Source organism: Hymenobacter defluvii (assembly GCF_017589435.1).
GTDB classification, from domain to species: domain Bacteria; phylum Bacteroidota; class Bacteroidia; order Cytophagales; family Hymenobacteraceae; genus Hymenobacter; species Hymenobacter profundi.
The window spans coordinates 73,539-96,820 of the sequence record NZ_JAGETX010000004.1 but is presented as its reverse complement, the minus strand read 5'-3'; the positions used below and the strand labels follow the sequence as shown (position 1 = coordinate 96,820).

At 55.2% G+C, this 23,282-nt stretch carries 18 protein-coding genes; 5 read left to right on the top strand and 13 right to left on the bottom strand.

Going from position 1 to position 23,282, the window contains the following annotated elements:
- Positions 1 to 179: 179 nt before the first annotated feature.
- Entirely contained in the window at positions 180 to 1,898 is a 1,719-nt protein-coding gene (locus J4D97_RS09190; protein WP_243900232.1) for a peptide MFS transporter, read from the top strand.
- 284 nt (positions 1,899 to 2,182) lie between these two features.
- Here J4D97_RS09190 and groL read toward each other — a convergent pair whose 3' ends face one another.
- From groL to J4D97_RS09150, 8 genes are all read right to left on the bottom strand, one after another.
- Positions 2,183 to 3,829, bottom strand: coding sequence for a chaperonin GroEL (gene groL, locus J4D97_RS09185; RefSeq protein WP_208307327.1), 1,647 nt, complete (start codon positions 3,827 to 3,829; stop codon positions 2,183 to 2,185).
- A 50-nt stretch (positions 3,830 to 3,879) separates the two neighbouring features.
- Positions 3,880 to 4,170 (bottom strand): co-chaperone GroES, encoded by a 291-nt coding sequence (gene groES / locus J4D97_RS09180; RefSeq protein ID WP_185283850.1) that lies wholly within the window; start codon positions 4,168 to 4,170, stop codon positions 3,880 to 3,882.
- 269 nt (positions 4,171 to 4,439) lie between these two features.
- Complete coding sequence (gene secG / locus J4D97_RS09175; protein ID WP_185283849.1) at positions 4,440 to 4,844, bottom strand: preprotein translocase subunit SecG; 405 nt, start codon at positions 4,842 to 4,844, stop codon at positions 4,440 to 4,442.
- Position 4,845: 1 nt separating this feature from the next.
- Complete coding sequence (locus tag J4D97_RS09170; protein ID WP_208307326.1) at positions 4,846 to 6,084, bottom strand: hypothetical protein; 1,239 nt, start codon at positions 6,082 to 6,084, stop codon at positions 4,846 to 4,848.
- A 119-nt stretch (positions 6,085 to 6,203) separates the two neighbouring features.
- Complete coding sequence (locus J4D97_RS09165; protein WP_208307325.1) at positions 6,204 to 6,689, bottom strand: LptE family protein; 486 nt, start codon at positions 6,687 to 6,689, stop codon at positions 6,204 to 6,206.
- Positions 6,690 to 6,783: 94 nt separating this feature from the next.
- A complete protein-coding gene (locus tag J4D97_RS09160) occupies positions 6,784 to 8,097 on the bottom strand; it encodes a sigma-54 interaction domain-containing protein (RefSeq protein WP_185283846.1) in 1,314 nt (437 codons plus the stop codon).
- Between the two features lie 108 nt (positions 8,098 to 8,205).
- Positions 8,206 to 9,666 carry a tRNA (N6-isopentenyl adenosine(37)-C2)-methylthiotransferase MiaB gene (gene miaB, locus J4D97_RS09155; RefSeq protein WP_208307324.1) on the bottom strand — a complete coding sequence of 487 codons (1,461 nt, stop codon included), beginning with the start codon at positions 9,664 to 9,666 and terminating at the stop codon, positions 8,206 to 8,208.
- Positions 9,667 to 9,892: 226 nt separating this feature from the next.
- On the bottom strand, positions 9,893 to 10,588 hold the full coding sequence (locus tag J4D97_RS09150) for an HAD family hydrolase (protein ID WP_208307323.1): 696 nt from the start codon (positions 10,586 to 10,588) through the stop codon (positions 9,893 to 9,895).
- A 53-nt stretch (positions 10,589 to 10,641) separates the two neighbouring features.
- On the opposite strand from J4D97_RS09150, the gene J4D97_RS09145 reads away from it, so the two are divergent.
- Positions 10,642 to 11,295 (top strand): chloramphenicol acetyltransferase, encoded by a 654-nt coding sequence (locus J4D97_RS09145; protein WP_208307322.1) that lies wholly within the window; start codon positions 10,642 to 10,644, stop codon positions 11,293 to 11,295.
- Positions 11,296 to 11,479: 184 nt separating this feature from the next.
- Here J4D97_RS09145 and J4D97_RS09140 read toward each other — a convergent pair whose 3' ends face one another.
- Genes J4D97_RS09140 through J4D97_RS09125 form a run of 4 tightly spaced genes read right to left on the bottom strand, consistent with a single transcriptional unit; the run spans position 11,480 to position 16,223 of the window.
- Positions 11,480 to 12,778, bottom strand: coding sequence for an anthranilate synthase component I family protein (locus tag J4D97_RS09140; RefSeq protein WP_208307321.1), 1,299 nt, complete (start codon positions 12,776 to 12,778; stop codon positions 11,480 to 11,482).
- A 44-nt stretch (positions 12,779 to 12,822) separates the two neighbouring features.
- Positions 12,823 to 14,328 (bottom strand): tetratricopeptide repeat protein, encoded by a 1,506-nt coding sequence (locus J4D97_RS09135; protein ID WP_208307320.1) that lies wholly within the window; start codon positions 14,326 to 14,328, stop codon positions 12,823 to 12,825.
- Positions 14,329 to 14,383: 55 nt separating this feature from the next.
- Positions 14,384 to 15,133, bottom strand: coding sequence for a zinc ribbon domain-containing protein (locus J4D97_RS09130; protein WP_185283841.1), 750 nt, complete (start codon positions 15,131 to 15,133; stop codon positions 14,384 to 14,386).
- Entirely contained in the window at positions 15,123 to 16,223 is a 1,101-nt protein-coding gene (locus J4D97_RS09125; protein ID WP_243900231.1) for a Nif3-like dinuclear metal center hexameric protein, read from the bottom strand. The genes J4D97_RS09130 and J4D97_RS09125 overlap by 11 nt, the downstream gene beginning before the upstream one ends.
- Before the next feature lie 537 nt (positions 16,224 to 16,760).
- Here J4D97_RS09125 and J4D97_RS09120 point away from each other — a divergent pair.
- From J4D97_RS09120 to J4D97_RS09110, 3 genes are read left to right on the top strand one after another with little or no spacing between them, the layout of a single operon-like run.
- Positions 16,761 to 19,925: a SusC/RagA family TonB-linked outer membrane protein gene (locus tag J4D97_RS09120; protein ID WP_347879335.1), complete on the top strand. Its 3,165-nt coding sequence runs from the start codon at positions 16,761 to 16,763 to the stop codon at positions 19,923 to 19,925.
- 13 nt (positions 19,926 to 19,938) lie between these two features.
- Positions 19,939 to 21,783, top strand: coding sequence for a RagB/SusD family nutrient uptake outer membrane protein (locus J4D97_RS09115; protein ID WP_208307319.1), 1,845 nt, complete (start codon positions 19,939 to 19,941; stop codon positions 21,781 to 21,783).
- A gap of 5 nt (positions 21,784 to 21,788) precedes the next feature.
- A complete protein-coding gene (locus tag J4D97_RS09110) occupies positions 21,789 to 22,472 on the top strand; it encodes a DUF3823 domain-containing protein (protein ID WP_208307318.1) in 684 nt (227 codons plus the stop codon).
- Between the two features lie 55 nt (positions 22,473 to 22,527).
- Here the strand turns inward: J4D97_RS09110 and J4D97_RS09105 are convergent, their stop codons facing one another.
- The gene (locus J4D97_RS09105; RefSeq protein WP_208307317.1) at positions 22,528 to 23,217 is read right to left on the bottom strand and encodes a uracil-DNA glycosylase family protein; all 690 of its coding nucleotides are present in this window, start codon (positions 23,215 to 23,217) and stop codon (positions 22,528 to 22,530) included.
- Positions 23,218 to 23,282: the final 65 nt, after the last annotated feature.

The window sequence follows — 23,282 nt, the reverse complement described above, 5'->3', positions numbered from 1 at the left end:
TGCAGCTACAAAGCTAGCGCTTAAAACGCTACCTGGTTGGCGAAAGCAACGCGGCAAAGTCGGCGGAAAGCCGCGCGGGTTGCCTCTGCGGCGCAGTAGGGAAAGTTTTGTAGCTTTACCAACCCCCGTTTGGCTTCGGCCGCGGGCGTTCTGTTTTCTGTCCACTTTACTTTCTCTTCATGCAAACTGCTACTGCCGCGCAGGGACAACCCACGCAGGCCAGTCACCCGAATGGCCTCTACATCCTGTTTATGACGGAGATGTGGGAGCGTTTCAGCTACTACGGCATGCGCGCCCTGCTCATTCTGTACATGACCCAGGCGCTGGTTTTCAACAAGGAATTTTCCTCGCTGATTTATGGCAACTACACCAGCCTTGTGTACCTAACGCCTCTGCTGGGCGGCTATATGGCCGACCGCTATTGGGGCAACCGCCGCTCCATCCTGATTGGCGGCTTAATGATGGCTATTGGGCAGTTTAGCCTGTTTTTCAGCGCCAGCAGCTACCAATCAACCAGTGTGGCAATGCCGCTTTTTTACCTGGGTCTGGGCCTGCTAATCTTCGGTAATGGGTTTTTCAAGCCCAACATATCCTCCATGGTAGGCTCGCTCTATCCCGTGGGCGACAAGCGCATCGACTCGGCCTACACCATTTTCTACATGGGCATCAACCTAGGCGCGTTTTTCTCGCCGCTGGTATGCGGTACGCTTGGTAATACGGGTAATCCCGAGGACTTTAAATGGGGCTTTTTGGCCGCTGGTATCGGCATGCTCATCGGCTCGCTGACGTTTGAGCTATTCAAAAATAAATACGTTGTGACGGCCGAAGGTGCTCCGTTGGGCGCCAAGCCTGAGCGCACCGTAGAACACTCACCAGTAGTGCCAGTGCAAACCGACGGGCCAGTGCGGGCTACTACTGTTGCACAACCGGCCAAAACCGGCCTTAGCTCTGGGCGCATCCTCGCGTTTATAGGGATATTCGCGGTAGTCTATGGCGTCATTGCCTGGCTCATGAATTACGACTGGATTGGAGCGCTGGTGTTTGCGTCAATGATTGTGATGCCCTTGCTTATCCTGTCCGACTCGTCGCTGACGGGTAGGGAAAAGGAGAAAATCTACGTTATCCTGATCCTGAGCTTCTTCGTGATATTCTTTTGGGGCGCCTTCGAGCAAGCCGGGGCTTCCCTCACGTTCTTTGCCGACGAGCAAACGGACCGGAACCTGGGTTCCTACGTTGTGCCAGCTTCTTACTTTCAGTCGGCTAACGCACTGTTTATCATCATCTTTGCGCCTATTTTTGCAGTGATTTGGACGTTCATGGGCAAGCGCGGTATCGAACCGTCTTCGCCCCTCAAAATGTCCATCGGTCTAATGCTGCTGGCTGTGGGCTACCTCATCATTGCCTTCGGGGTGAAAGGGGTAGAAGCTAGCACCAAAGTGAGCATGTTCTGGCTGATTACCATGTACATGCTGCATACATTCGGCGAGTTGTGCCTGTCGCCTATCGGGTTGGCGTTGGTGAACAAGCTGGCGCCTGCCCGCTTTGCTTCGTTGCTGATGGCTGTGTGGTTCCTAGCCACTGCTGCCGGCAACAAGCTGGCTGGCGTGCTCAGCGGCTTGTATCCTCCCGGCCCCGGCGAGTTTGCCAAAGCTGCCCAAGAAGGCATCGACCTTCCCGCCATCCTCAATGGCGCACAGCAAGCCAGCGCCACCGTTGTTGAAAAGCTGCAAAGCCTGGAAGTGCCCTATCAGTGGCCTACGTTCCTGGGTATCGAAATCACCAACCTCTACCAGTTCTTCATGATTTTCGTGGCCCTGTCGGCCGCCGCGTCTATCATTCTATTTTTCCTCTACCGTCGCCTCGCACGCATGATGGAAGAGCCGGTAGTAGCAAAATAACCTACCCGCTACACGTAACAGAAAGCCCCGATGCAAGAACTGCGTCGGGGCTTTCTGTTGAATTAACGCTCGTGTGTCATCCTGAGCGGAGTGAAGGACCTTCTCATGGTAGAACGACTATCGCACCAATGATGACTCGTTCTACCGTGAGAAGGTCCTTCGCTCCGCTCAGGATAACACACAAACAAATCAACAAAAAACGGCCCCACAACGTTAAGTTGCGGGGCCGTTTTGTAAGCATCTGATTCAGCGAAATCCACCAAATCAGCGACAATCAGCGATAATTACATCATGCCGCCCATGCCACCCATGCCACCCATACCAGCGGCACCGCCGCCAGCACCGCCTTTGTCTTCCTCAGGCTCGTCGGTGATAACAGCTTCTGTGGTCAACAGCAGGCCAGCAATGCTAGCTGCGTTTTCCAGGGCCAGACGTGTTACCTTGGTAGGGTCCAGGATACCAGCGGCCACCAGGTTTTCGTACCGGTCTTCGCGGGCGTTGTAACCGTAGTCACCTTTGCCGTCGCGTACTTTCTGTACTACTACCGAGCCTTCGCCACCGGCGTTAGCCACGATGGTGCGCAGGGGAGCTTCGAGGGCCGTGCGGATAATGTTCACGCCGGTACGCTCGTCACTGTTAACAGTGTCAACTGCTTCCAGCGAATCCAGAGCACGTACCAGAGCTACACCACCGCCGGGTACTACGCCTTCCTCAACGGCGGCACGAGTAGCGTGCAGGGCATCGTCTACGCGGTCTTTCTTCTCCTTCATCTCTACCTCCGTAGAAGCACCAATGTAGAGGATAGCCACACCACCAGACAGCTTGGCCAAGCGCTCTTGCAGCTTCTCCTTGTCGTAATCGGAAGTAGTAGTGCCGATTTGGGCCTTGATTTCGTTTACGCGAGCCGTGATGGTCTCTTTATCACCGCGGCCATTGACAATCGTCGTGTTGTCTTTGTCGATGATGATCTTCTCAGCCTGACCCAAGTACTCCAGCGTAGCGCTGTCGAGCTTGTAGCCACGCTCTTCGCTGATAACCGTACCGCCCGTCAGAACGGCAATGTCTTCTAGCATCGCCTTACGACGGTCGCCGAAGCCAGGAGCTTTCACGGCTGCAATTTTCAGCGAGCCGCGCAGTTTGTTTACTACCAGCGTAGCCAGCGCCTCACCGTCTACGTCTTCCGAGATGATAACCAGCGGCTTACCCGTCTGAACTACCTGCTCCAGTACGGGGAGCAGCTCTTTCATGGTGCTCACTTTCTTGTCGTAGATCAGAACGAAGGGGTTTTCAAACTCCGCTTCCATCTTCTCCGGGTTGGTTACGAAGTAGGGCGACAGGTAACCACGGTCAAACTGCATGCCTTCCACCGTTTTCACTTCGGTTTCAGTGCCACGCGCTTCCTCTACCGTGATAACGCCTTCCTTGCCTACTTTGTCCATCGCATCGGCAATCATCTTACCGATTTCCGCGTCGTTGTTGGCCGAAATAGTACCAACTTGCGCGATTTCCGACGAATTCTCAATTTTCTTCGACTGCGACTTCAGGTTCTCCACAACGGCTTTCACCGCCTTGTCGATACCACGTTTCAGGTCCATCGGGTTAGCACCGGCAGCTACGTTCTTCGAGCCAGCCGTGTAGATCGCCTGAGCCAGAACGGTAGCAGTAGTCGTGCCATCACCAGCCTGGTCGGCAGTTTTGCTGGCTACTTCTTTCACCAGTTGAGCGCCCATGTTTTCGATAGGGTCTTTCAGCTCAATTTCTTTGGCTACGGTTACACCATCCTTGGTGATGGTGGGGGCGCCAAATTTCTTGTCAATAACCACGTTGCGGCCTTTGGGGCCCAGGGTTACTTTCACGGCATTCGCCAGTTTATCCACGCCGCGCTTCAGACGGTCGCGGCCTTCGGTATCAAATTGGATGTTCTTAGCCATCTTGGTATTGAGGGGAATTACTGCAAAAAAGAAAGGAAAGGGGTGTCGACTTACAGAACGGCAAAAATGTCCGACTCCTTCATGATGAGGTAGTCTTTGCCTTCCACGGTGATTTCAGTGCCGGCGTATTTGCCGTACAGAACTTGGTCGCCCACGCTTACCTGGGGCTTAATGGCAGTGCCATTGTCGGCCACTTTGCCTTCGCCTACGGCTACTACTTCGCCGCGCTGGGGCTTCTCCTTGGCCGTGTCGGGGATGATGATGCCAGATTTGGTCTTTTCCTCGGCAGCGGCCGGCGCGATGATAACGCGGTCAGCCAGCGGTTTAATGCTTAGTGACATATTGGTTGTTTTGGGTGAAAGTGAATGTAAAACTAAGGGGTGCTGGTAGAGGAACACTTCTTATGCCAGCCCACCAAAACCTGACAGAATGAACGCCCAAACTTGATTTTCGGGCTTTTTAGCCTGTCAGGACTGCCATACGTGGCAGGGTGGCGGTGGTTGTGATGGCACTGTGTCTTCTCGGCGAGAGGCACGAATGCCATAAAAAAACCAGCCGCTTTTCAGAAAAGCGGCTGGTTTTATAGTCAGGTTCGATACGTGTGGAGTGATTACTCTGCGGCCGGAGCGGGGGCGGGAGTAACCGGGGCCGGCGCAGCTGGTTGCTGAGCTGGTGCGCCGGCCGGGGCCGGTGTGGCGCCCGTGCCAGGGATGGCGGGCGCTGAGGGTAGGGTAGGCGTTTCGAGGGCGCGCTGCTGGTTGATGCTACGAACGGGACCGTTGCCGCCACCGCTAGCCAGCATGTGGCTACCCAGCGACAAAACCATCAGGGCAATAGCAAAGCCCCAGGTTAGTTTTTCCAGCAGGTCGCCGGTGCGTTTCACGCCCATAAGCTGGGCCGTACCGCCCGCACCAAACTGGCTGGAGAGTCCGCCGCCCTTGGGGTTCTGGGCCAGAACCACCAGCGCCAGCAGCAAGCAAACGATAAAGACAAGAACAAGCAGTGCGTAATACATACTATTCCGAAGATTTCAGTTGTGCAATTTGGTCGGCAAAGTACGCCTTTTTTTCCGGCTGCCGCACCATCAGGCGCTCATATATTTCAATGGCCTTGGCGGTTTTGCCCTGCTTCACCATAATTTTTGCCAGGCTCTCTGAGGCCAGCGCGGGGGTAGCGCTGGTGCTGGGTACCGATAAATCAGTTTGTTCCTCAGCGGGTGGTACCACGGCTGGCGCTTTTAAACGAGGCTGGTTTTTGAGGAATTGGTCGATGATAGCCAGGGTTTTACGCGGGGCCGGCTGTTGTGCTGCCACATGGTCCAGCAACAGCGCGTCGGGGAGGAAGAAGCCAGTGTGCGGTAAGTCGGTGGTGTAGGTGTCGTGCGGTTGCAGGCTGGTGCCTAAGCGGCTACCCAGGTCTAAGCCGTAGCCAATGCTAGGGTCGGCATAGAATGGCGGACTGGCTGCGGTATGCGTAGGTGGGGTAGGAGTCTCGGTAGCGGGCGTGTCGTCGAATAGCTCATAAACGGCTGGGGCTGGTAGCCTTGAATCGGCCAAGCCAAACTCAAAGCGCGAGGACCCCGCGTCGGCCGGCGGCCGAATGGGCGGTGCCGTGGCGGGCAGTAAGTCTTCTACTACAACAGGAACGGCGGCTTCGTGGGTAACTTCCTTCGCAGTTTTCGTAACGGCTTCAGCTTCTGTTATTTCCTCGGCAGTAGGCACTACCTCATCCGTTTGCTCCACTAGCTCAGCTTCCGGCTCGGCTGCAATATCTAAGGCTGGCGGAGAATCGCCAAGCGATGGCAATGAAGTAGCGAATACTTCATTTGAGTCCGAAGCGGGGACATCAGTCTCGGCAGCAACCAAAACTTCCTCCTCAACTGGCTCAGCGGGTACCTCAACAAGTACGGAAGCTACCGGCTGTTCTTCCGTCGTTGGCATTTCGGCCAGGGGTAGCTCAGGAACGGCTAGCTGAACTGATTGCACAGAAGCAAGTGCTGAAGTAGCAGCAGGTAGCAGCACGTCGGGTTGCTCAATGAGCAAGCGCAGCAACTGGCGGTCGGCGGCGTAGGTAGCCGCCCGACGCAAGCGCTGGCTGGCCAGCATACTACCCTTGTCGTGCGCGGCTTTGGCGAGCAGTAAGTGAGCGGTCTGGCAATAAGGAAAGGCCGTAGCCAGCTGCACCAGCTCCTGATTTTCGGCTTCCGATATAGAGCCGACATGGTCCAGAATATGCAGCAGCGACGCGCGAGTCATCTTTTAAAGCGTTAAGTGTTAAGAATAACTATCGCAGAACGTCATTTCGACTATAAGAAAAAATCTCACGTGCGATGCTAACTCAATCGTCAGAAATGACGTGCTGCAACAGTCCTATATCACCAGTTGGCCACCGACTTATTGAATACGTCGGTGATGATGTTGGTAGTAATTCTGCGGATAGAGGATGGGTCGCTATTGATTGCGACAATGGACTGCGATGCGGGAAAGTCGCCGTTGCTCTGGAAGGTTTGCTCGAAGCTCTGGGTATCGTCCTTGGTATTGATGAATTTCACCCGTACCTGAATGGTAAGGCGGTTCACGCCGGCTTGGTCCACGTTGCCCTCACGCTGAATAGCGGCCGGGGCAAAATCGTAGGCAATAATCTGACCTTCAATCTGTAAGTCGCCATCGCGCTGCTGCATCTTGAGCGGCGTGTTGCGCTGAAAGTAATCCTTGAAATCTTCCGTAAACTGCTGCGACAGCGCCGAAGGGCCATTACTGGAGTTGTTTTGGAAGGTAGCAATGGACATAGTCTTCACCGACGGATCAATGTTGGTACCGGTGAAGGAATAAACCGAGCAACCACTTAAGATTACGCTCATAGCTAGTAGCTGATAGCTGATAGCTTTTTTGTACTTCCTATTCAGGAAATTAAAGGCTAACAGCCAATGGCTAACAGCTAACAGCTCAGAAAACCTACGCTTGTTCCAAATCATATTGTTTGAGCTTGCGGTACAACGTGCGCTCGGAGATGCCCAGGTCGTGGGCGGCGTACTTACGCTTGTTGTTGTGCTTTTTTAACGCTTTGATAATCATCTCCTTTTCCTTGGCTTCTAGGGAAAGGGTTTCCTCTTCCGTCTCGTGCGGAATATCTTCAACGCGCTGCTCCTCTTCTTCGTATTCGGTGGCGTCTTCTACCTCAGGGTGCATGAAGTAATCCGACGAAGCGCCGGCCGTATCGGGGCGGGCGTTCAGGCGGCCTCCCTCGTAAGGTGCCACGTTGAGGTTCGTAAACAGGTGGCTGTTTTGGCGCAACAGTTCCTGCGCTTCCTGGGGCCGCTGACCGGCAGCCAGGTCCAGCACCAACTTCTTCAGGTCGGTCATGTCGCGGCGCATGTCGAAGAGCACCTTATATAATAAGTCGCGCTCGGAGTAGGCGTTACCCGCGCCGTCGGTGGCCGGACCCGCCGCGCTCAGCAGCATGGGCAAGTTGCTGCTTTGCTCCTGGGGCAGGTACTGGCGCAGGTGGGTAGCATCTACCTCGCGCTCCATTTCCAGCACCGACATCTGCTCGGCCACGTTCTTAAGCTGGCGAATGTTGCCGGGAAAGCGGTAGCGCTGCAATTCCCGCACAGCCTCCGGCGACAGCGAAATGGGCTTCACGCGGTAACGGTCGGCAAAATCGGTGGCGAACTTGCGGAACAGCAGGTAGATATCATCGCCCCGCTCTCGTAGGGGCGGTACGGTGATGGGCACCGTATTGAGGCGGTAGTAGAGGTCTTCGCGGAAACGGCCGTTGCGCACGGCTTCCAGTAGGTTTACGTTGGTAGCAGCCACCACGCGTACATCGGTTTTCTGCACTTTGGAAGAGCCTACCCGAATAAAATCGCCGTTTTCCAGGACGCGCAACAGACGGGCCTGCGTACCCAGCGGCATTTCCCCAATTTCGTCGAGAAAGATGGTGCCGCCGTTGGTCACCTCAAAATAGCCCTTGCGAGCCTCATTGGCACCGGTGAAAGAACCTTTTTCATGCCCAAATAGCTCCGAATCGATGGTGCCCTCGGGTATGGCGCCGCAGTTGATGGCAATAAACTGCCCATGCTTGCGGGGCGACAGTGCATGGATAATCTTGGAAAACGACTCCTTACCGGAGCCGCTCTCGCCCGTTATCAGCACCGTCATATCGGTAGGCGCTACCTGCGCCGCCACTTGAATGGCGTAGTTCAGTGCCGGCGCATTACCGATAATACCGAAGCGCAACTTTATACTTTGAATCTCAGATGGTGTCAAGGTCGTGGTAGGTTTTCGTAGAGTAGACGAAAAGCGGAGTGTTCTATTTGGCGTGTAAATGGGTGTATCAGCAAGCGTAGCATCACGCTTGCTGATACACCCATTACTCTATACCGCTTCTCCCAATAGCGCCCCGCCGGTCGTGCTGCTCACGAATACGTTCACGTAATCGCCTTTCTGGAAGCTGCCTTTTGGAAAGATAACCACCTGGTTCTGGCTGTTGCGGCCGCTCAGGTGCTCTTTTGAGCGCTTGGAGGTGTTCTCTACCAATACTTTATGCACGCGGCCTACCATGCGGGCGTAGCGGGCGCGGGCGTGTAGCTGCTGCCGGTCGATGATTTCCTGCAAGCGGCGCTTCTTGGTTTCCAACGGAATGTCGTCTGCCAGCTTGCGGGCGGCTAGCGTGCCGGGGCGCTCCGAGTAGAAGAAGTTGTAGCCCATGTCGTACTGCGCGAAGTCGATGAGCGTCAGGGTATCTTGGTGCTCTTCCTCGGTTTCGGAGCAGAAGCCGGCAATCATATCGGTGGAGATGGCACAGTCGTCGCCAAGGATGCGGCGGATGGCCTGCACGCGTTCCTCGTACCAGGGCCGGTCGTAGGTGCGGTTCATCAGCGCCAGCACCCGCGAGTTGCCGCTCTGGGCAGGTAGGTGAATATACTTGCAGATGTTCTCGTGCCGCGCCATCGTGTGCAGCACCTCGTCGGTGATGTCTTTGGGGTGGGAGGTGGAGAAGCGCACGCGCAGCTCGGGGCTTACCAGCGCCACACGCTCCAACAGCTGAGCAAAGTTGACGCGCTCGACGCCATCTTCGCTGGCCCACTTATAGGAATCTACATTCTGACCGAGCAGCGTAACTTCTTTGTAGCCAGCTGCTACCAAGTCACGGGCCTCTTGTACGATGCTGTGTGTATCGCGGCTGCGCTCGCGGCCGCGGGTGAAGGGCACCACGCAGAAAGAGCACATGTTGTCGCAGCCGCGCATGATGCTGATGAAGGCCGTGACGCCGTTGCTGTTCAAGCGCACGGGCGTGATATCGGCGTAGGTTTCCTCGCGGCTCAGTAGTACGTTCACGGCCTTCTGGCCCCCGTCGACCTGTGAAATCAGTTGGGGTAGGTCGCGGTAGGCGTCGGGGCCAACTACCAGGTCTACAATTTTCTCCTCCTCTAAAAATTTGGTTTTCAGTCGCTCGGCCATGCAGCCCAACACGCCTACTAACATGCCTGGACGGCGCTTTTTGTGCGAGTTGATTTGCTTGAGGCGCATACGTACCGTTTGCTCAGCCTTCTCGCGGATGGAGCAGGTATTAAGCAGCACTAGGTCGGCGCCGGCCAGATCGTCGGTGGTGTCGAAGCCTTCGTTGAACAGAATGCTCGACACGATTTCGGAGTCGGAGAAGTTCATCTGGCAGCCGTAGCTCTCGATGTAGAGCTTGCGTTGCCGGCCGGTGCGGGTAGCCGGGCTCACGCGCACGGCCTCCGTGGGCTCGTGGGCATGTGTGGTGGCGTCTACCGACGGCGTATCGAAGGTAGGCGTATCAAGAAAATCGAGGGTAATCAGCGGTTGAGACATGGAGGCGCGCAGCTTCAGCTTCACATTTTGGGAGCGTCAAAGGTAAGGTTTTTACCGCAGAAATGACAGAATGGCAGAGGGGATGATGTGGTGGTTGATGACGTGTTGATGTGTAGACTATTGTCATCTTGAGCAGAGCGAAGAATCTTATTACGTGAGAATGATGCTCGTAACAACGACTCGTTCGTCCTCCGCTCTGCTCAGGATGACAACTGTTTTCTATTCACTATCTCACCAATTCCAACACGGCGCGAATATCTTCAACCTGCTCGAAAGCAATACCTTCCAGCAGAGCTGGGTCGACGTGCTCAAAAATCCAGTTGGTGTGGTAGGGGACGTGTATGGCCCGGAAACCCAGCCGCGCCACAGGTAAAATATCCGACTTCAGCGAATTACCAATCATCACAAACTCCTCAACCGTTGCGTTATAGCGCGTCAGAAGGCGGCGGTACGTGGCCTCGTCTTTCTCGCTGACTACCTCCACATGGTCGAATAGCTCGCCCAGGCCGGAGCGGGCAATTTTGCTTTCCTGATCAAACAGGTCGCCTTTTGTGAGCAGGAGTAGGCGGTGGCCGCGCCGGCGCAGCTCCGTGAGCACTTCCACTACGCCGGGTAGGGGCTCAATGGGAAAGCGCAGTAAGTCTTTGCCCATGTCTAGAATCTGTTGGATGTCGTGGCCCGTGACGGCACCGTTGGTTAGTTGAATGGCCGTTTCGATCATGGAAAGCATGAACGACTTGGCGCCATAGCCAAACAACTGCATGTTGCGGCGCTGCACGGCGTTGAGGTGGGTGCTGATGTAGGCTACGTCGCCGCAGTGCGCCATAATCTCAAACAAACGGGTCTCTACCCGGTCGAAATGCGGCTGATTGGGCCAAAGGGTGTCGTCGGCATCAAAAGCAACCAAATAGGAAGCAGACATAAGGAAGCAGTGGAGAGGCTAGAAAAGCCGCGAAGTTACCGAACTTGCCGCCCATGAAACATCTCGTTGATCTGGCTTCCTGGAACCGCCGGGAGCATTTTGCCTTCTTTTCCACCTTCGATGAGCCCTTTTTTGGCTTGGTAGCACCGGTTGACTGTACCCAGGCGCGGGCTGAAGCGAAACGGCTGGGCGTGTCGTTTTTCCTGTATTACCTCTACCACTCCTTACAGGCTGCCAATCAGGTACCGGAGTTTAGAACGCGCATTGAAGATGGGCAAGTGTACCAATATGACCGGGTGCACGCCTCCGCCACCATCGGCCGAGCCGACCATACATTTGGCTTCTCCTTTATTGAAGCGCACGACGCGCTACCCGATTTTGTAACCGCCGCTACCGCCGAAATAGCGGCCGTACAGGCCAGCACCGGCCTTCGGCTCAACGACACCACCGGCCGCCCCGACGTACTGCACTGCTCGGCCATTCCGTGGGTGCGTTTCAGCAGCCTCACCCACGCCCGCAGCTTCCGCCACCCCGACAGCTGCCCCAAGATTTCATACGGCCAAACGTACGAGGAACATGGCCGTATCTGGCTGCCCGTGGCCGTCAACGTCCACCACGGTCTTGCTGATGGCTACCACGTGGGTCAGTTTTTAGAGGCGTTTCAGCAGGGGTTGAATGGGGAGGACGTTGAGGGTAGGAAGGTATAGGGGTAAGAGGGAGAGAGGGTAGGAGGTATGTCATCCTGAGCGGAGCGAAGGACCTTATCACGTCAGAACGAGTCGTTGTTATGATGGTCGTTCAACTGGCATAAGGTCTTTCGCTCCGCTCAGGATGACAGACTTCCTGCTTACCCTATCGTCTTTCAACATTCTGATTCATAGTCTATTACTCTTATGTCTTCCTATCCTCAACGCTCTCACTCACTTCCGCGCCTAGTACTTCCAGCATGGCCTTGGCTTTCAGCAGACACTCGGCGTATTCCTGCTCAGGCACCGAGTCATACGTAATGGCCGAGCCGACTTGAAACGAGAGGTAGCCCGTGTCGGCGCGGTATTGCAGGGAGCGGATGACCACGTTGAACTCGAACGAGCCATCAGGCCAAGTGTAGCCGAGGCAGCCGCTGTAGAGGCCGCGGCGGGTGCGCTCGTACTGCTCGATGAGCTGCATGGCCCGTATCTTGGGGGCGCCGGTCATAGAGCCCATAGGGAAGGTAGCGCGCAAGATGTCTACCAAGTCTGCGTCGGGGCGCAACTCGGCTTCTATGGTCGAAATCATCTGCCACACATGGCGGAAGGGGTAGAGGCCGAACAGTTCCGGCACCCGCACCGAGCCGGTTTGTGCTACGCGGGCCAGATCGTTGCGCACCAAGTCCACAATCATGAGGTTCTCGGCGCGCTCTTTTTCGTTGTGCAATAGCTGGTAGCGTTGCTGCTCGTCCTCGGTTGGGGTAGTACCGCGCCGAATGGTGCCTTTAATAGGTTGAGAAAGGATAACCGACTCATGCTGAGACAAAAATCGCTCGGGCGAGGCGCAGAGCAGGTAGTGGTCGGCTAACTTATAGAAGCCCGCAAATGGCATTGGCGAGGCTTCGTTCAGGCGCAGAAACGTAGCCACGGGGTCGAGCACAACGTCCTCCGCGAAAAACTCCATGCACAGGTTCAGCTCGTACACTTCCCCATTCAAAATGTCTTCGCGCACGGCCTCTACGGCTGCTGTATAGTCGGCTTTGGGTAGGCGCGGGCGCATGGTGGCCACGCGGGGCGCGGCTGGGTTAGGCGGAGCGGTGTCCAGAATAGCTGCCAGTACCTCGTCGGTATCACCATGAATCTCCAGCGCATCTTCGCGCCAATGCAGCCAGGTTTGGGGCGTAAAGAAATGCAACGTGGGCCACTCCAGACCAGTGAAATTGTGGCTGTGCAAGGCCTCTATCTCATTTTTTAGCTCATAGGTCAGAATGCCGAAGCGCGGCCCGGCAGGGGGCTTTTGCTGCATCCAAAGGCGCAATTCATCTAGACAGGTAGGAGAACCCGTAGCTGAATCAGCCACGCCCAGCAGCCGTTCAAACGGCCCATTGGGGTAGGAAAAGTGGTGGTTGGGCTCGTAATAAGCGCAATAGCGATACTGCGCCGCCCATTGTAAGGCTTGCGCCCGAAAATCGGGTGGTAGCTCAGAGTAAGAGATAGTCAGCACAAAGCAAAGATGCAGGCAAAACGGGGTATAATAGTGTGAATGCTTTACTGAGCCAACGCCGCCAGGGCCACTTTTGCTTTGGTATCGGTGCTATTTTTATACTCGTGCTTAGGGTATCTGAGCGCCTTTTGAAAATACGAACGCGCCGTATCTTCTTTCCTATCAGTCTGATACAGATAGCCTAGCTGAAGGGCCGATTGCGGTGCGAAGTAGTAAGGGGCTGTGCCCGCCAAGGCAATCGTGCGCGCATAATAACGGCGGGCCGAGTCGGGCTGACCGTGTAAATGCCAAGCGCGGGCTTGGCGGTAAGGCCATTCTAGTCGGTCGCGCAGGAGAGTAGTGGGCGTGAGAACAAAGGTGCGTAGCGTGGCGAGTGCCTCGGGGTAGTAGCCGCCGTCGGTTTGCAGGCGGGCGCGGGTGAGGATGCGGTGGAGGGGTAGGGCGTCGTCGTAGAAACGCTGCGCATAGTGGTCTTCCTCCAGCACGTCGCGGCCCTGCGCGTCAATCTGCCGACGGTACTGCGTGGCGGCCGTTTGGTTGCCGCCCAGCCAAGCGGCCAGATAAAGCTTAAAGTACGCATCCTTGCGGTAGTGCTGGCCACGATATTCACGCAGAAATTGTTGATTTTCAGTTTCTGACGCCGCGTATTGGCTCTGATACAATAGCAGGTCGGCGGCCATGTGGTGCAGATAGGGCAGGGGGAGGTAAGCCGCGCCGGTAGGGCGGCCCCGGTAGGCGGCCAGCGCCGCCGCCGTGTGGTGCAGTTTTTTGCGCTGACTAACCGTTAAATAGCTGAGCAATAAGTTATCAGGTTGTTGTGCGGCTAGTTGCTCAAACTGCTGGGCCGTCGCTTCGCCGTCTTTCAGATACGTTTCGCGGAGCAGCGCTAGAATCAGGCGCGACTCAAACTGAAAATCATGGGACGAGCGGGCGGCGGCCGTCAGGTTGCGCAAGCCCGTTTCCACGCTACCCGGTAGGCCCAGTAGCTTTAGAAACCAGCGGTAGTTTTCGGGTAGTGAGCCAATAAAGAACTGAAGCATCCCCAGCGTTTTGCGGGCCGGCAGATAGGCGGGGTAGCGTTGGGCCACGGCCTGCATCTGCTGATAAGCCTGCCGCAGGCTCCACGCCCCCCGAATCTCGTGCCCAAACGTGACCTGCGCCGCCGCCTGGTGCAGCCGAATTTCGGCACGGGCGTAGTCGGGCAGGGCACCGGCCTGCTTTTCCAACAAAGTCAGTCGCTGATCCTGCGCGGCCACGGTGGCCGCGTAACGCCCGGCATCCTGCGATACCAATAGTTCCGCAAAGTCGATGCAGTCCTGCACCAGCAGGGTCCCGGCAGCCGTGGCGGATTCGTTGCGTAGCAGGACGCGGGCCGTAGCGGGGCGCAGCTTCAGCAGTTCAGCGTAGGCGCGGGCAGCACTGGGCGTGAGGGTACGCGGCGTTTCCCGCGAAGAGGCACCCACGCCGACGTGCGCGGCAAGAAGTAGTGCCGCGAGCAGCACATGCGTGACTATGCGTTGAGTAAGCAGGGCGAAAAACCAACACCTCATATAGCAAAAAAGGAACGACCCAGGGGCCGTTCCTTTTCAAAATACAGCTGAAAACTTATTCAGCGCGGGCCGCTACATCAGCCAGAATCCGGCCGCAGTGCTCGCACACAATGATTTTTTTATGCGACATGATGTCGGCTTGGCGCTGCGGGGGCACCGTGTTGAAGCAGCCACCACAGGCATCGCGCTTCACGGGCACCACGGCCAAGCCGTTGCGCACGTTGCCGCGAATACGGGTGTAGGCCGTCAGCAGGCGCTCTTCGATGGGCTGGGTAGCCTCACCGCGCTCGTCCATCAGCTTCTTCTCGTCGGCTTCGCTTTCCCCTACAATGGTTTGCAGCTCAGCTTGCTTGTTGTCGAGGTCCTTGCGTCGCTCATCGAGGCGCTGCTTGGTGCCGCTGATTTCGGTGTTTTTCTGCTCAATCTGATACTGAGCTTCCTTAATTTTCTTTTCCGAAATCTGAATTTCCAGCTTTTGCAGCTCAATTTCCTTGGCAATAGCCTCGTACTCACGGTTGTTGCGCACGTTTTGCTGCTGGTCCTCATACTTGCGAATAAGGCCGTCGGCATCCTTGGCGTTTTGCTTGCGCTGCTTGATCTGGTCGTTCAGGCCCGAGATTTCTTCGTCAAACTTGCTTACGCGTACTTCGTAGCCAGCAATTTCGTCCTCCAAATCCCGTACTTCTTCGGGCAAATCGCCCCGCACACGCCGAATTTCATCGAGTTGCGAGTCAATACGCTGCAAATTCAGCAACGCTTCCAGCTTACTAGCAACGGGGGTATCCGCGGAGGTATTAGAAATCATATCGAACGGGGTTGGTCAGGGTCTCAGCAATTAAGACCGCAAATTTACGGGTAAATGCGCTTGTAAGCAAGTCCCGGAAAATCTCGCTGGTAAACTGCTCACTTTCGTAGTGGCCCACATCGCACAGCATCAACTGGCCTTCGGCGGCAAAATACTCGTGATATTTCAAATCGCCGGTTACGTAGGCCTGTGCGCCGGCTGCCCTAGCTTTGCCGGTAAGGAAGCTGCCCGCGCCGCCACACAAGGCTACTGTTTTAATAGGCTGCGCAAACTCGGTGTATTTCACCACTGGCACGCCCAGTGCTGCCCGCAGCCGTGCTCGGAACTCCTGCGGTGGCAGCGGCTCAGGCAGTTCGCCTACCATACCGCTGCCTACATCCTGGTGCACATTTTCCAGCTTTATCAGCTCGTAGGCTACTTCCTCATAAGGATGTGCCTGCCGTAGCGCCCGCAGGGCGGCGCCTTGCAAGTGCAATGGTAGGAGCACTTCCACACGTTGCTCCTGGGCCGTTTCAGGTTGGCCGGGCGTGCCCTGAAATGGGTTCGTGTCGGCACTAGGCGTGTAGGTGCCCGTGCCATCCATGCGGAAGCTACACTGGGAGTAGTTGCCTACCTGGCCGGCACCAGCATCATACAGGGCCTGCAAAACGGCGTCGGTGTGGGTAGGCGGTACGTAGGTGACAAGCTTGCCCAGTGTGCCGAATTTAGGATCAAGAATGCGCAGGTTTTGCAGGCCGAGCTTGTCGGCCAGCTTGCGGTTGACGCCGTGGCGCACGTTGTCGAGATTGGTGTGGGCGGCGTAGAGAGCAATATCGTGCTTAATAGCCTTCAACAGGGTTTGCTCCACTTCGTTGGCGCCGGTCAGTCGTTTCAGTGGCTTAAAGATAAGCGGGTGGTGCGCTACTACCACGTTGCAGCCTTTTGCGAGGGCTTCATCTACTACAGCCGGAGTGCAGTCGAGGGCAATCAACACGCCTTTAACTTCCAACTGCGGATTACCGCATTGCAGCCCGGCGTTGTCGTAGGATTCCTGATAGGCAAGGGGCGCGGCTTGTTCCAGCACGCGCATAAGGTTAGCGAGGGTAGGCATGAGGCAGCAATATGAAAAAGATGGTACTACGAAAGTAAAAAAGCTTATATCCATAGATCTACTTTATGTGTAGAGCATTACTTCTCTAATAGAATGTACAAACGTTTGCTATGCTAGTCCACTGCAAACGTTTGCTATTTTAACTCTTAGCAGTGAGTTTTCTTAAAACCGGCAACCAGTTGAAATGAATATTTGATGATTTTTTACTTCTATTTCTATTTTTTATTATCATAATTCAATACTATTGGTGCTATGAATGCGATAAAGCAACGCTTCTCTCTTCTTTGCCTCTCTGGAGTAGGAATATGCATCCACTACACAATCGATTGTTTTTTTTAATGATTTGCAATCGATTGCATAGACGAAAATATACTTTTACAAAATTGTAGCAATGACTTAAGCGGCACACCAACATCTCCAACAGCAGCCAACAGGCATACTCTTCCACATTTCTACCACAAACCCTATTCGAATATGAAGAACCGAATACGCAACAAGCGGCAACGTAGCGTCATGGGAAACACGAGGCGTACTCTTGTGCCCCTCGTACTATGCACTGCTATTGGCCTGACAACAGGGCAAGCGGTGCAAGCCCTACCTTTAACGGCTGCAACCTTCCATACATCAAGCACAGCTGCTGACATTACTGTACAAGGCAGGGTAGTAGACGCTACGGGCGGTGCTATTCCAGGTGTAAACGTTGTGCAGAAAGGCACTAGCAACGGTGCCCAGACCGATGCCGACGGCAATTTTACACTGGTTGTACCCGAGGGCTCAACACTAGTCGTATCCTTTATAGGGTATCAGTCGCAAGAGGTGGTGGCTACCTCCACTGCGCGCCTGACAATTCGATTAGGCACAGACCAAAAGGCTCTTGATGAAGTAGTGGTAGTGGGCTACGGTACGCAGTCGCGAGCAACGGTAACAGGTGCCATTAGTACCACAAAATCAGCGGAAATTGTACGAACGCCTGCTTCTACCTCCTCCAGTGCCCTGGTAGGCCGCGTGCCAGGCATATCAGCTCGTCAGCCGGATGCCCGCCCTGGTGGCGGTACCAACATTCAGATTCGTAATATGGGCGATCCGCTCTACGTCATTGATGGGGTAGTGGCGGATGCTGGTCAGTTCAATAACTTGGGTCTCAATGATATCGACAATATTTCGATTCTAAAAGACGCTTCGGCTGCGATTTACGGGTTACGGGCTGCCAACGGCGTAGTGCTTGTGACTACCAAACGAGGTACCACTGGGAAGCCCACCATCAATATATCTGGCTATTATGGTGTGCAGAACTTTACGCGCTATCCGCACCCGGCTACTGCCTACCAGCACGTGCGCGCTTTGCAAGAAGCGGGGCAAAACCAGGGCCGTACGCCGGTGAATGAGCCGGTGAGGGGCGAAACCATTACGCCGGAAGTGCTGGAGAAATGGCGCACGGGCGCCCCCGGCTACAAAAGCTATGATTACTACAAAGAGGTACTGCGGCCTAACGTGCCGCAGTATTCTGCCAACGCCAGCGTATCGGGTGGCTCGGAAAACGTGCGGTACTATGTGTCGGGTACCCACTTGGCGCAGGAAGCACTTATTCGAGACTTCCACTTCAAGCGGACCAACCTACAAGCTAACGTGGAGGCCAACGTAACGAAGCGCCTGACCATCGGTACGCAGATTTACGCCCGTATAGAAGACCGCTTTCAAGCAGGGGTGCCCGGCATTGACGACTATTTCAACCCTTTCCTGAGCATCTTCTCGATGTGGCCCACGGAGTCGCCCTACGCCAACGACAACCCGGCATACATCAATCAGACGCACAACATCAACGTGAACCCGGCCACGTACCGCACCGAGGTAACGGGCTACTCGCAGGACTACTGGCGTTCGGCCAAGGGCAACTTCACGGCGCAGTACGATTTTGATTTTGGTCTAAGTGCCAAGGCCATTGGCTCCTACAACTTTACCAATTTTGATTTCGACGGCTTCGAATACACCTATAACGGCTACCGCTACAACGGGGCCAATGACACCTACGACATTGTGCCGGGCGGGGGTAACCAAAACCCCTGGCGCGAAACTCGGCGGCGTAATGTGATTGACCGGTACGGGCAATTGCAACTGAACTACAACAAAACCTTCGGTGACCATGGCATCTCGGCAGTAGCTGCCTACGAGCGCTACGACACGGAAAATAAGTACAACGTGGTGCACACCGTGCCGCCAAACAACACCATTCCTATTCAGCTGTTCGCCAACCAGGATTTGCTGATTGACGAAATCTTTGAGTCGGCGCGGGCGGGCTATATTGGCCGTATCAACTACAACTACAAGCAGAAGTACCTGCTAGAGGTGCTGGGCCGTTACGATGGCTCCTGGCTGTTTGCACCAAGCAAGCGGTACGGCTTCTTCCCGGGCGTATCAGCCGGCTGGCGCATTTCGGAGGAACCTTTTATAAAGGATAATCTGGGTGAGACCATCACGCAGTTGAAGCTACGCGCCAGCTACGGCCGTACGGGTAGTGACTATATTGGTAATGACCCTATTGTAGGTTTTTACAGATTTCTACCCGGCTATCGATTCCCGTCGGGTAGTGCTATCTTCAACGGCAACTACACCATTGGGATTGACCCCCTTGATCCTCCCATTACGAACATCTCGTGGTTGACTAATACGAGTGCTAACGTTGGGATAGATGTAGGCTTTCTAGAAAATAAACTAACGGGACAGTTTGACATCTTTGAGCGGCGGCGTAGTGGTTTTCCTCAGCAACGCTATGATGTATTGATACCTTCGGAAATAGGATACGGAATTCCGCCTGAAAACCTCAGGTCAGATGCTGTTCGGGGGGTAGAAGGTGCGTTGACGTACTCTAGTGCGATTAATGATTTCACTTACACAGTAACTGCCCACGCCACGCTGGCTAGAGCACGGAATATCGCGGAGTATAAGCCGCGCTTTGGCAACTCCTGGGATGAATACCGTGGCCGCTATAACGACCGGTGGTCAAACGTGGGTTGGGGCTATCAGGTGATTGGGCAGTTTCAATCGGAGCAGGAAATTGCCGACTATCCTATCAACAACGATGGCCAAGGCAACCGCAATATGCTGCCCGGCGACCATAAGTATAAGGATGTGAACGGCGACGGCGTAATCAACTACCTCGACGAGCGGCCAATTGGCTACGCCGAAGAAGCTACGCCCTACTTCACGTATGCGCTCAATACCTCGCTCGGCTATAAAGGTTTCACATTGAACTTTGACCTGGTAGGAGCCGGCCTGCAGACCTTCCGCCGGGAGGTAGAGCAAAAAATACCGTTCCAGAACAACGGCACGTCGCCTAACTACTTCTTCGAGGACCGTTGGCACCGCGAGGACCCCTTCAATAACGACAGCCCCTGGGTACCGGGCACCTATCCCGCCGTACGCCGTGACGACTCTGGGCACCCAAACTACAACCGTCGGAGCGACTTCTGGACCGTAAACGTGCGGTATCTGCGCATCCGCAACCTGGAGTTGGGCTACAGCCTGCCCAAGCCTTTCCTGAACCGGTTTGGTGTGGGAGCGTTGCGCGTGTACGTGAACGGTACCAACCTGTACTCCTTTGATACTTTAAAGAAATACGACCTCGATCCGGAGGTTTCGTCAAACGGGGGCCTCATCTATCCGCCCCAGCGACTGTTCAATGCGGGCATAAACCTGAGCATTTAATTTCTTGCTGCACATGAAACTGAAACATACACTCTTGACGCTCGGTCTGGGCCTTACGCTTGGACTGGGAGCTTGTGAGAAAGACTTCTTAGACCGTGACCCACCAAACCTGGTGACGGATGCGCAGGTGTGGAACGACGCGAACTTGGTGACGAGTCTGCTAGCCAACTTCTACGACCGTATACCTGCCCACACGCGCATTGATGCGGGCTGGGACCGGTTTGCGGCTTATGATGAGGCCATGTGGTCGGGTAACGGCGACGGCTTTAATAACCAAGTAGAATACAACTTCGACTGGTGGCGCTACTGGGACTATGGCTTGATTCGAGACATCAACTTATCCATCGAAAACATCGATAAGTTCAGCACCTCCCTGCCGGAAGCACAGAAGCTACAGTTCAAATCGGAGTTGCGCTTTCTGCGGGCTTACATCTACTTCGAAATGGTGAAGCGTATGGGCGGCGTGCCGCTGATAACGCAGCAGCTGATCTACGACTTCAGCGGTGACCCGACACCCCTACAGGTACCGCGCAGCAAAGAGGCAGAGCTCTACGATTTTATTGGCAGTGAGCTAGACGCCATTAAAAACGACCTGGGCAACGCGGGTAGCAACACCCGCGCAAACCGCTACACAGCCATGGCGCTGAAATGCCGGGCAATGCTGTACGCGGGTTCTATTGCCAAGTACAACAGCGCTTCGGGCCTGAACATTGAAACGCCAGGCGGAGAAGTAGGCATTCCGGCCAGCCGGGCCGGAGAGTACTACCAAAAATCGTTGGATGCGGCCAAGGAGGTAATTGCCGGACCCTACTCGCTCTACCGGGCCAACCCCGTAAACCTGGGGGAAAACTTCTACGATGCCATTACCCGCAAGTCGCCGAACCCGGAAGTGATTCTTGCCAAGGACTTTCTGACGGCAAAGAACCGGCGTCACCTGTTCACCTACGACAACATTGCCCGCGGTATTCGGGAGGATAACCTGTCGTCGTCCATCATCACGCCGGTATTGAACCTGGTAGAAAGCTACGAGTACCTGGATGGCACATCGGGCGAAATCAAAACCCGCAACGCCGCCAATACCGACTATATCTACTACGATAACCTGAGCGCACCCTTCGCCAATAAGGATGCCCGCCTCTACGGTACGGTTATCTATCCTGGCACTACCTTCAAGGGTCAGGAGGTGGAAATTCAGGCCGGCGTAATGGTGTGGAACGGCAGCGGATACAACATGGTAGAAGGCGGCCTGGCTACCCTCTACACGGATGGCAAGACCCTGACGGGCAGCTCGGGGCCGCAACGGGCGCAGTCGGAAGTAACAAACACTGGGTTCTACCTGCGCAAGTACATCGATTCGACGCCTAAATCCAGCACCCGTGGTATTCAGAGCGACACGTGGTGGATCTGGTTCCGCCTGGGCGAAGTGCTGCTGAACGCATCGGAGGCCGCACTAGAGCTAGGCAACGAAGCGGAGGCGCTTACCTACGTGAACCGGGTACGCGAGCGGGCTGGCTTCCCGGCCAACAGTCTCACCACGCTCAGCCGACTGAAGCTGGAAAACGAGCGTCGAGTAGAACTGGCCTTCGAAGACCACCGCGTGTGGGACCTGATACGTTGGCGTCGGGCGCACGTGCTATGGAATGGCGATAACACGAATCCTAACGCCATGATGTACGCCCTGTATCCCTACCGCGTGGTGCGCCCCGGCGATGCGCGCGACGGCAAATATGTGTTCCTGAAACTGGTAGCACCCCGCTTCCGTGCTCCACGCAACTTCCGCTTGGGCAACTACTATTCTTCCATTGACCAGGGCGTGCTTAACCTTAACCCTAAACTTGTTCGTAACCCCTTCCACTAAGCCTCATGAAAGCAATAGTTTATAGCCTCCTGGCCGGTGCGATGTTGTTGACAAGCTGTGCTAAGGATAACGTAGAACCTCCAAAATCCCGGCTAACGGGTCGGGTTGTGTACCAGGACCAAGCAGTAGGTGTTCGCTCGTTTGGCTCTACCAACTTAGGAAGCAATGCTTCTATGTTGGAGCTATGGCAACGCGGCTTCGGCCTGTTCAATAAGATTCCGGTGTTTGTGGATCAGGACGGGACCTTCTCCGCAGAGCTTTTTGATGGCGACTACAAGCTGGTACGCTCCCGTGGCAATGGTCCTTGGGTAGATAATACGGATAGCATCAGCGTAAACGTGAATGGAAACACCGTGCTTGACGTACCGGTGCAGCCCTATTTCACTTTTACGAATGCTAGCATCCAGAAAAGCAACAACACTATGACGGCGACCTGCACCGTTTCTAAGACGGCAACCAGGGACATAGAGCGGGTTGTTCTTTTCATCAGCCGAACGGCCATTGTAGATGTTACAAACAACTTGGCTCGGAGTGAAAAAGCTGATGCCGACGTAGCAGATCTAAGCAAACCACTGACCTTTTCGCTTGCAATACCTGCCTCTATCAGAGGAACCGTATATGCGCGGTTAGGAGTGAAAGCAATTGGTGCAGGGGAGTATCTCTACACACCGGTGCAAAAGTTCGAGTAATAGTTTTTGTTGACTATGTATAAAAAAGGGCGGCCATCAGGCCGCCCTTTTTTAATTAGTGCGAGTATGTAATCAACTGACTCAGCACCTCCCTGTACCGCGCTACGTTGTCGGCCAGTGCCCGGCGCTTATACTGCATGAGGTAGCGCGGGTGGTCGAGGATGTGCAGGGTGTCGAACAACTGCAATTCATCATTGAGTCGCTGAAAGTACTGCCCGTTGCGGCGGCCCAGGCACACGGCGGCGTGGCGGGCCAGCCCTACTTCCGTGGTCATTTGTTGGAGGGAGTGCTGGATGTTGGGCCACAAAGCCTGCGTCACGGCCGGCGAGTCGTAGAAATTATAGTTTAAGTCGTTTTTCAATAGTACCAAAGGGTAGAGTGAGCCAAGAAAAAAATGTTCGTAGAACACCTGCGGCCCGCCCATCGCTACAATCACGGCTTGCACAAACTCGCTACTTGGCTCGCGGCGGCGCGGCAGATCGTTAGCTATGCCCCAGGCCGAGAGGGCAGTAGGGTCGGTGAAAGCCACGCCGGTGCGGCCATTGCCCAGCCGGCCGGGGTTGATGCCCAGCAGCGCTACGCGCGGGCGGTTGCTAGCGTAATAGCGCTGGGCAAACTGCGTAAGCAGCCGCAGCGGCTCGGGCTGCTGGTAGGGGCTCACCGCTACCACATTGTCGGGTAATGGTGCGGCGGGTAGCGGAAACGCGGTAAGAAACGATAGCAGGCGGTCGGCGAAACTAGACATGGGCAGGGTAGGGGTTACGCTTTCCTACGACCTATTCACCGCCGATGGTCGGGTTTGCTGCGCTT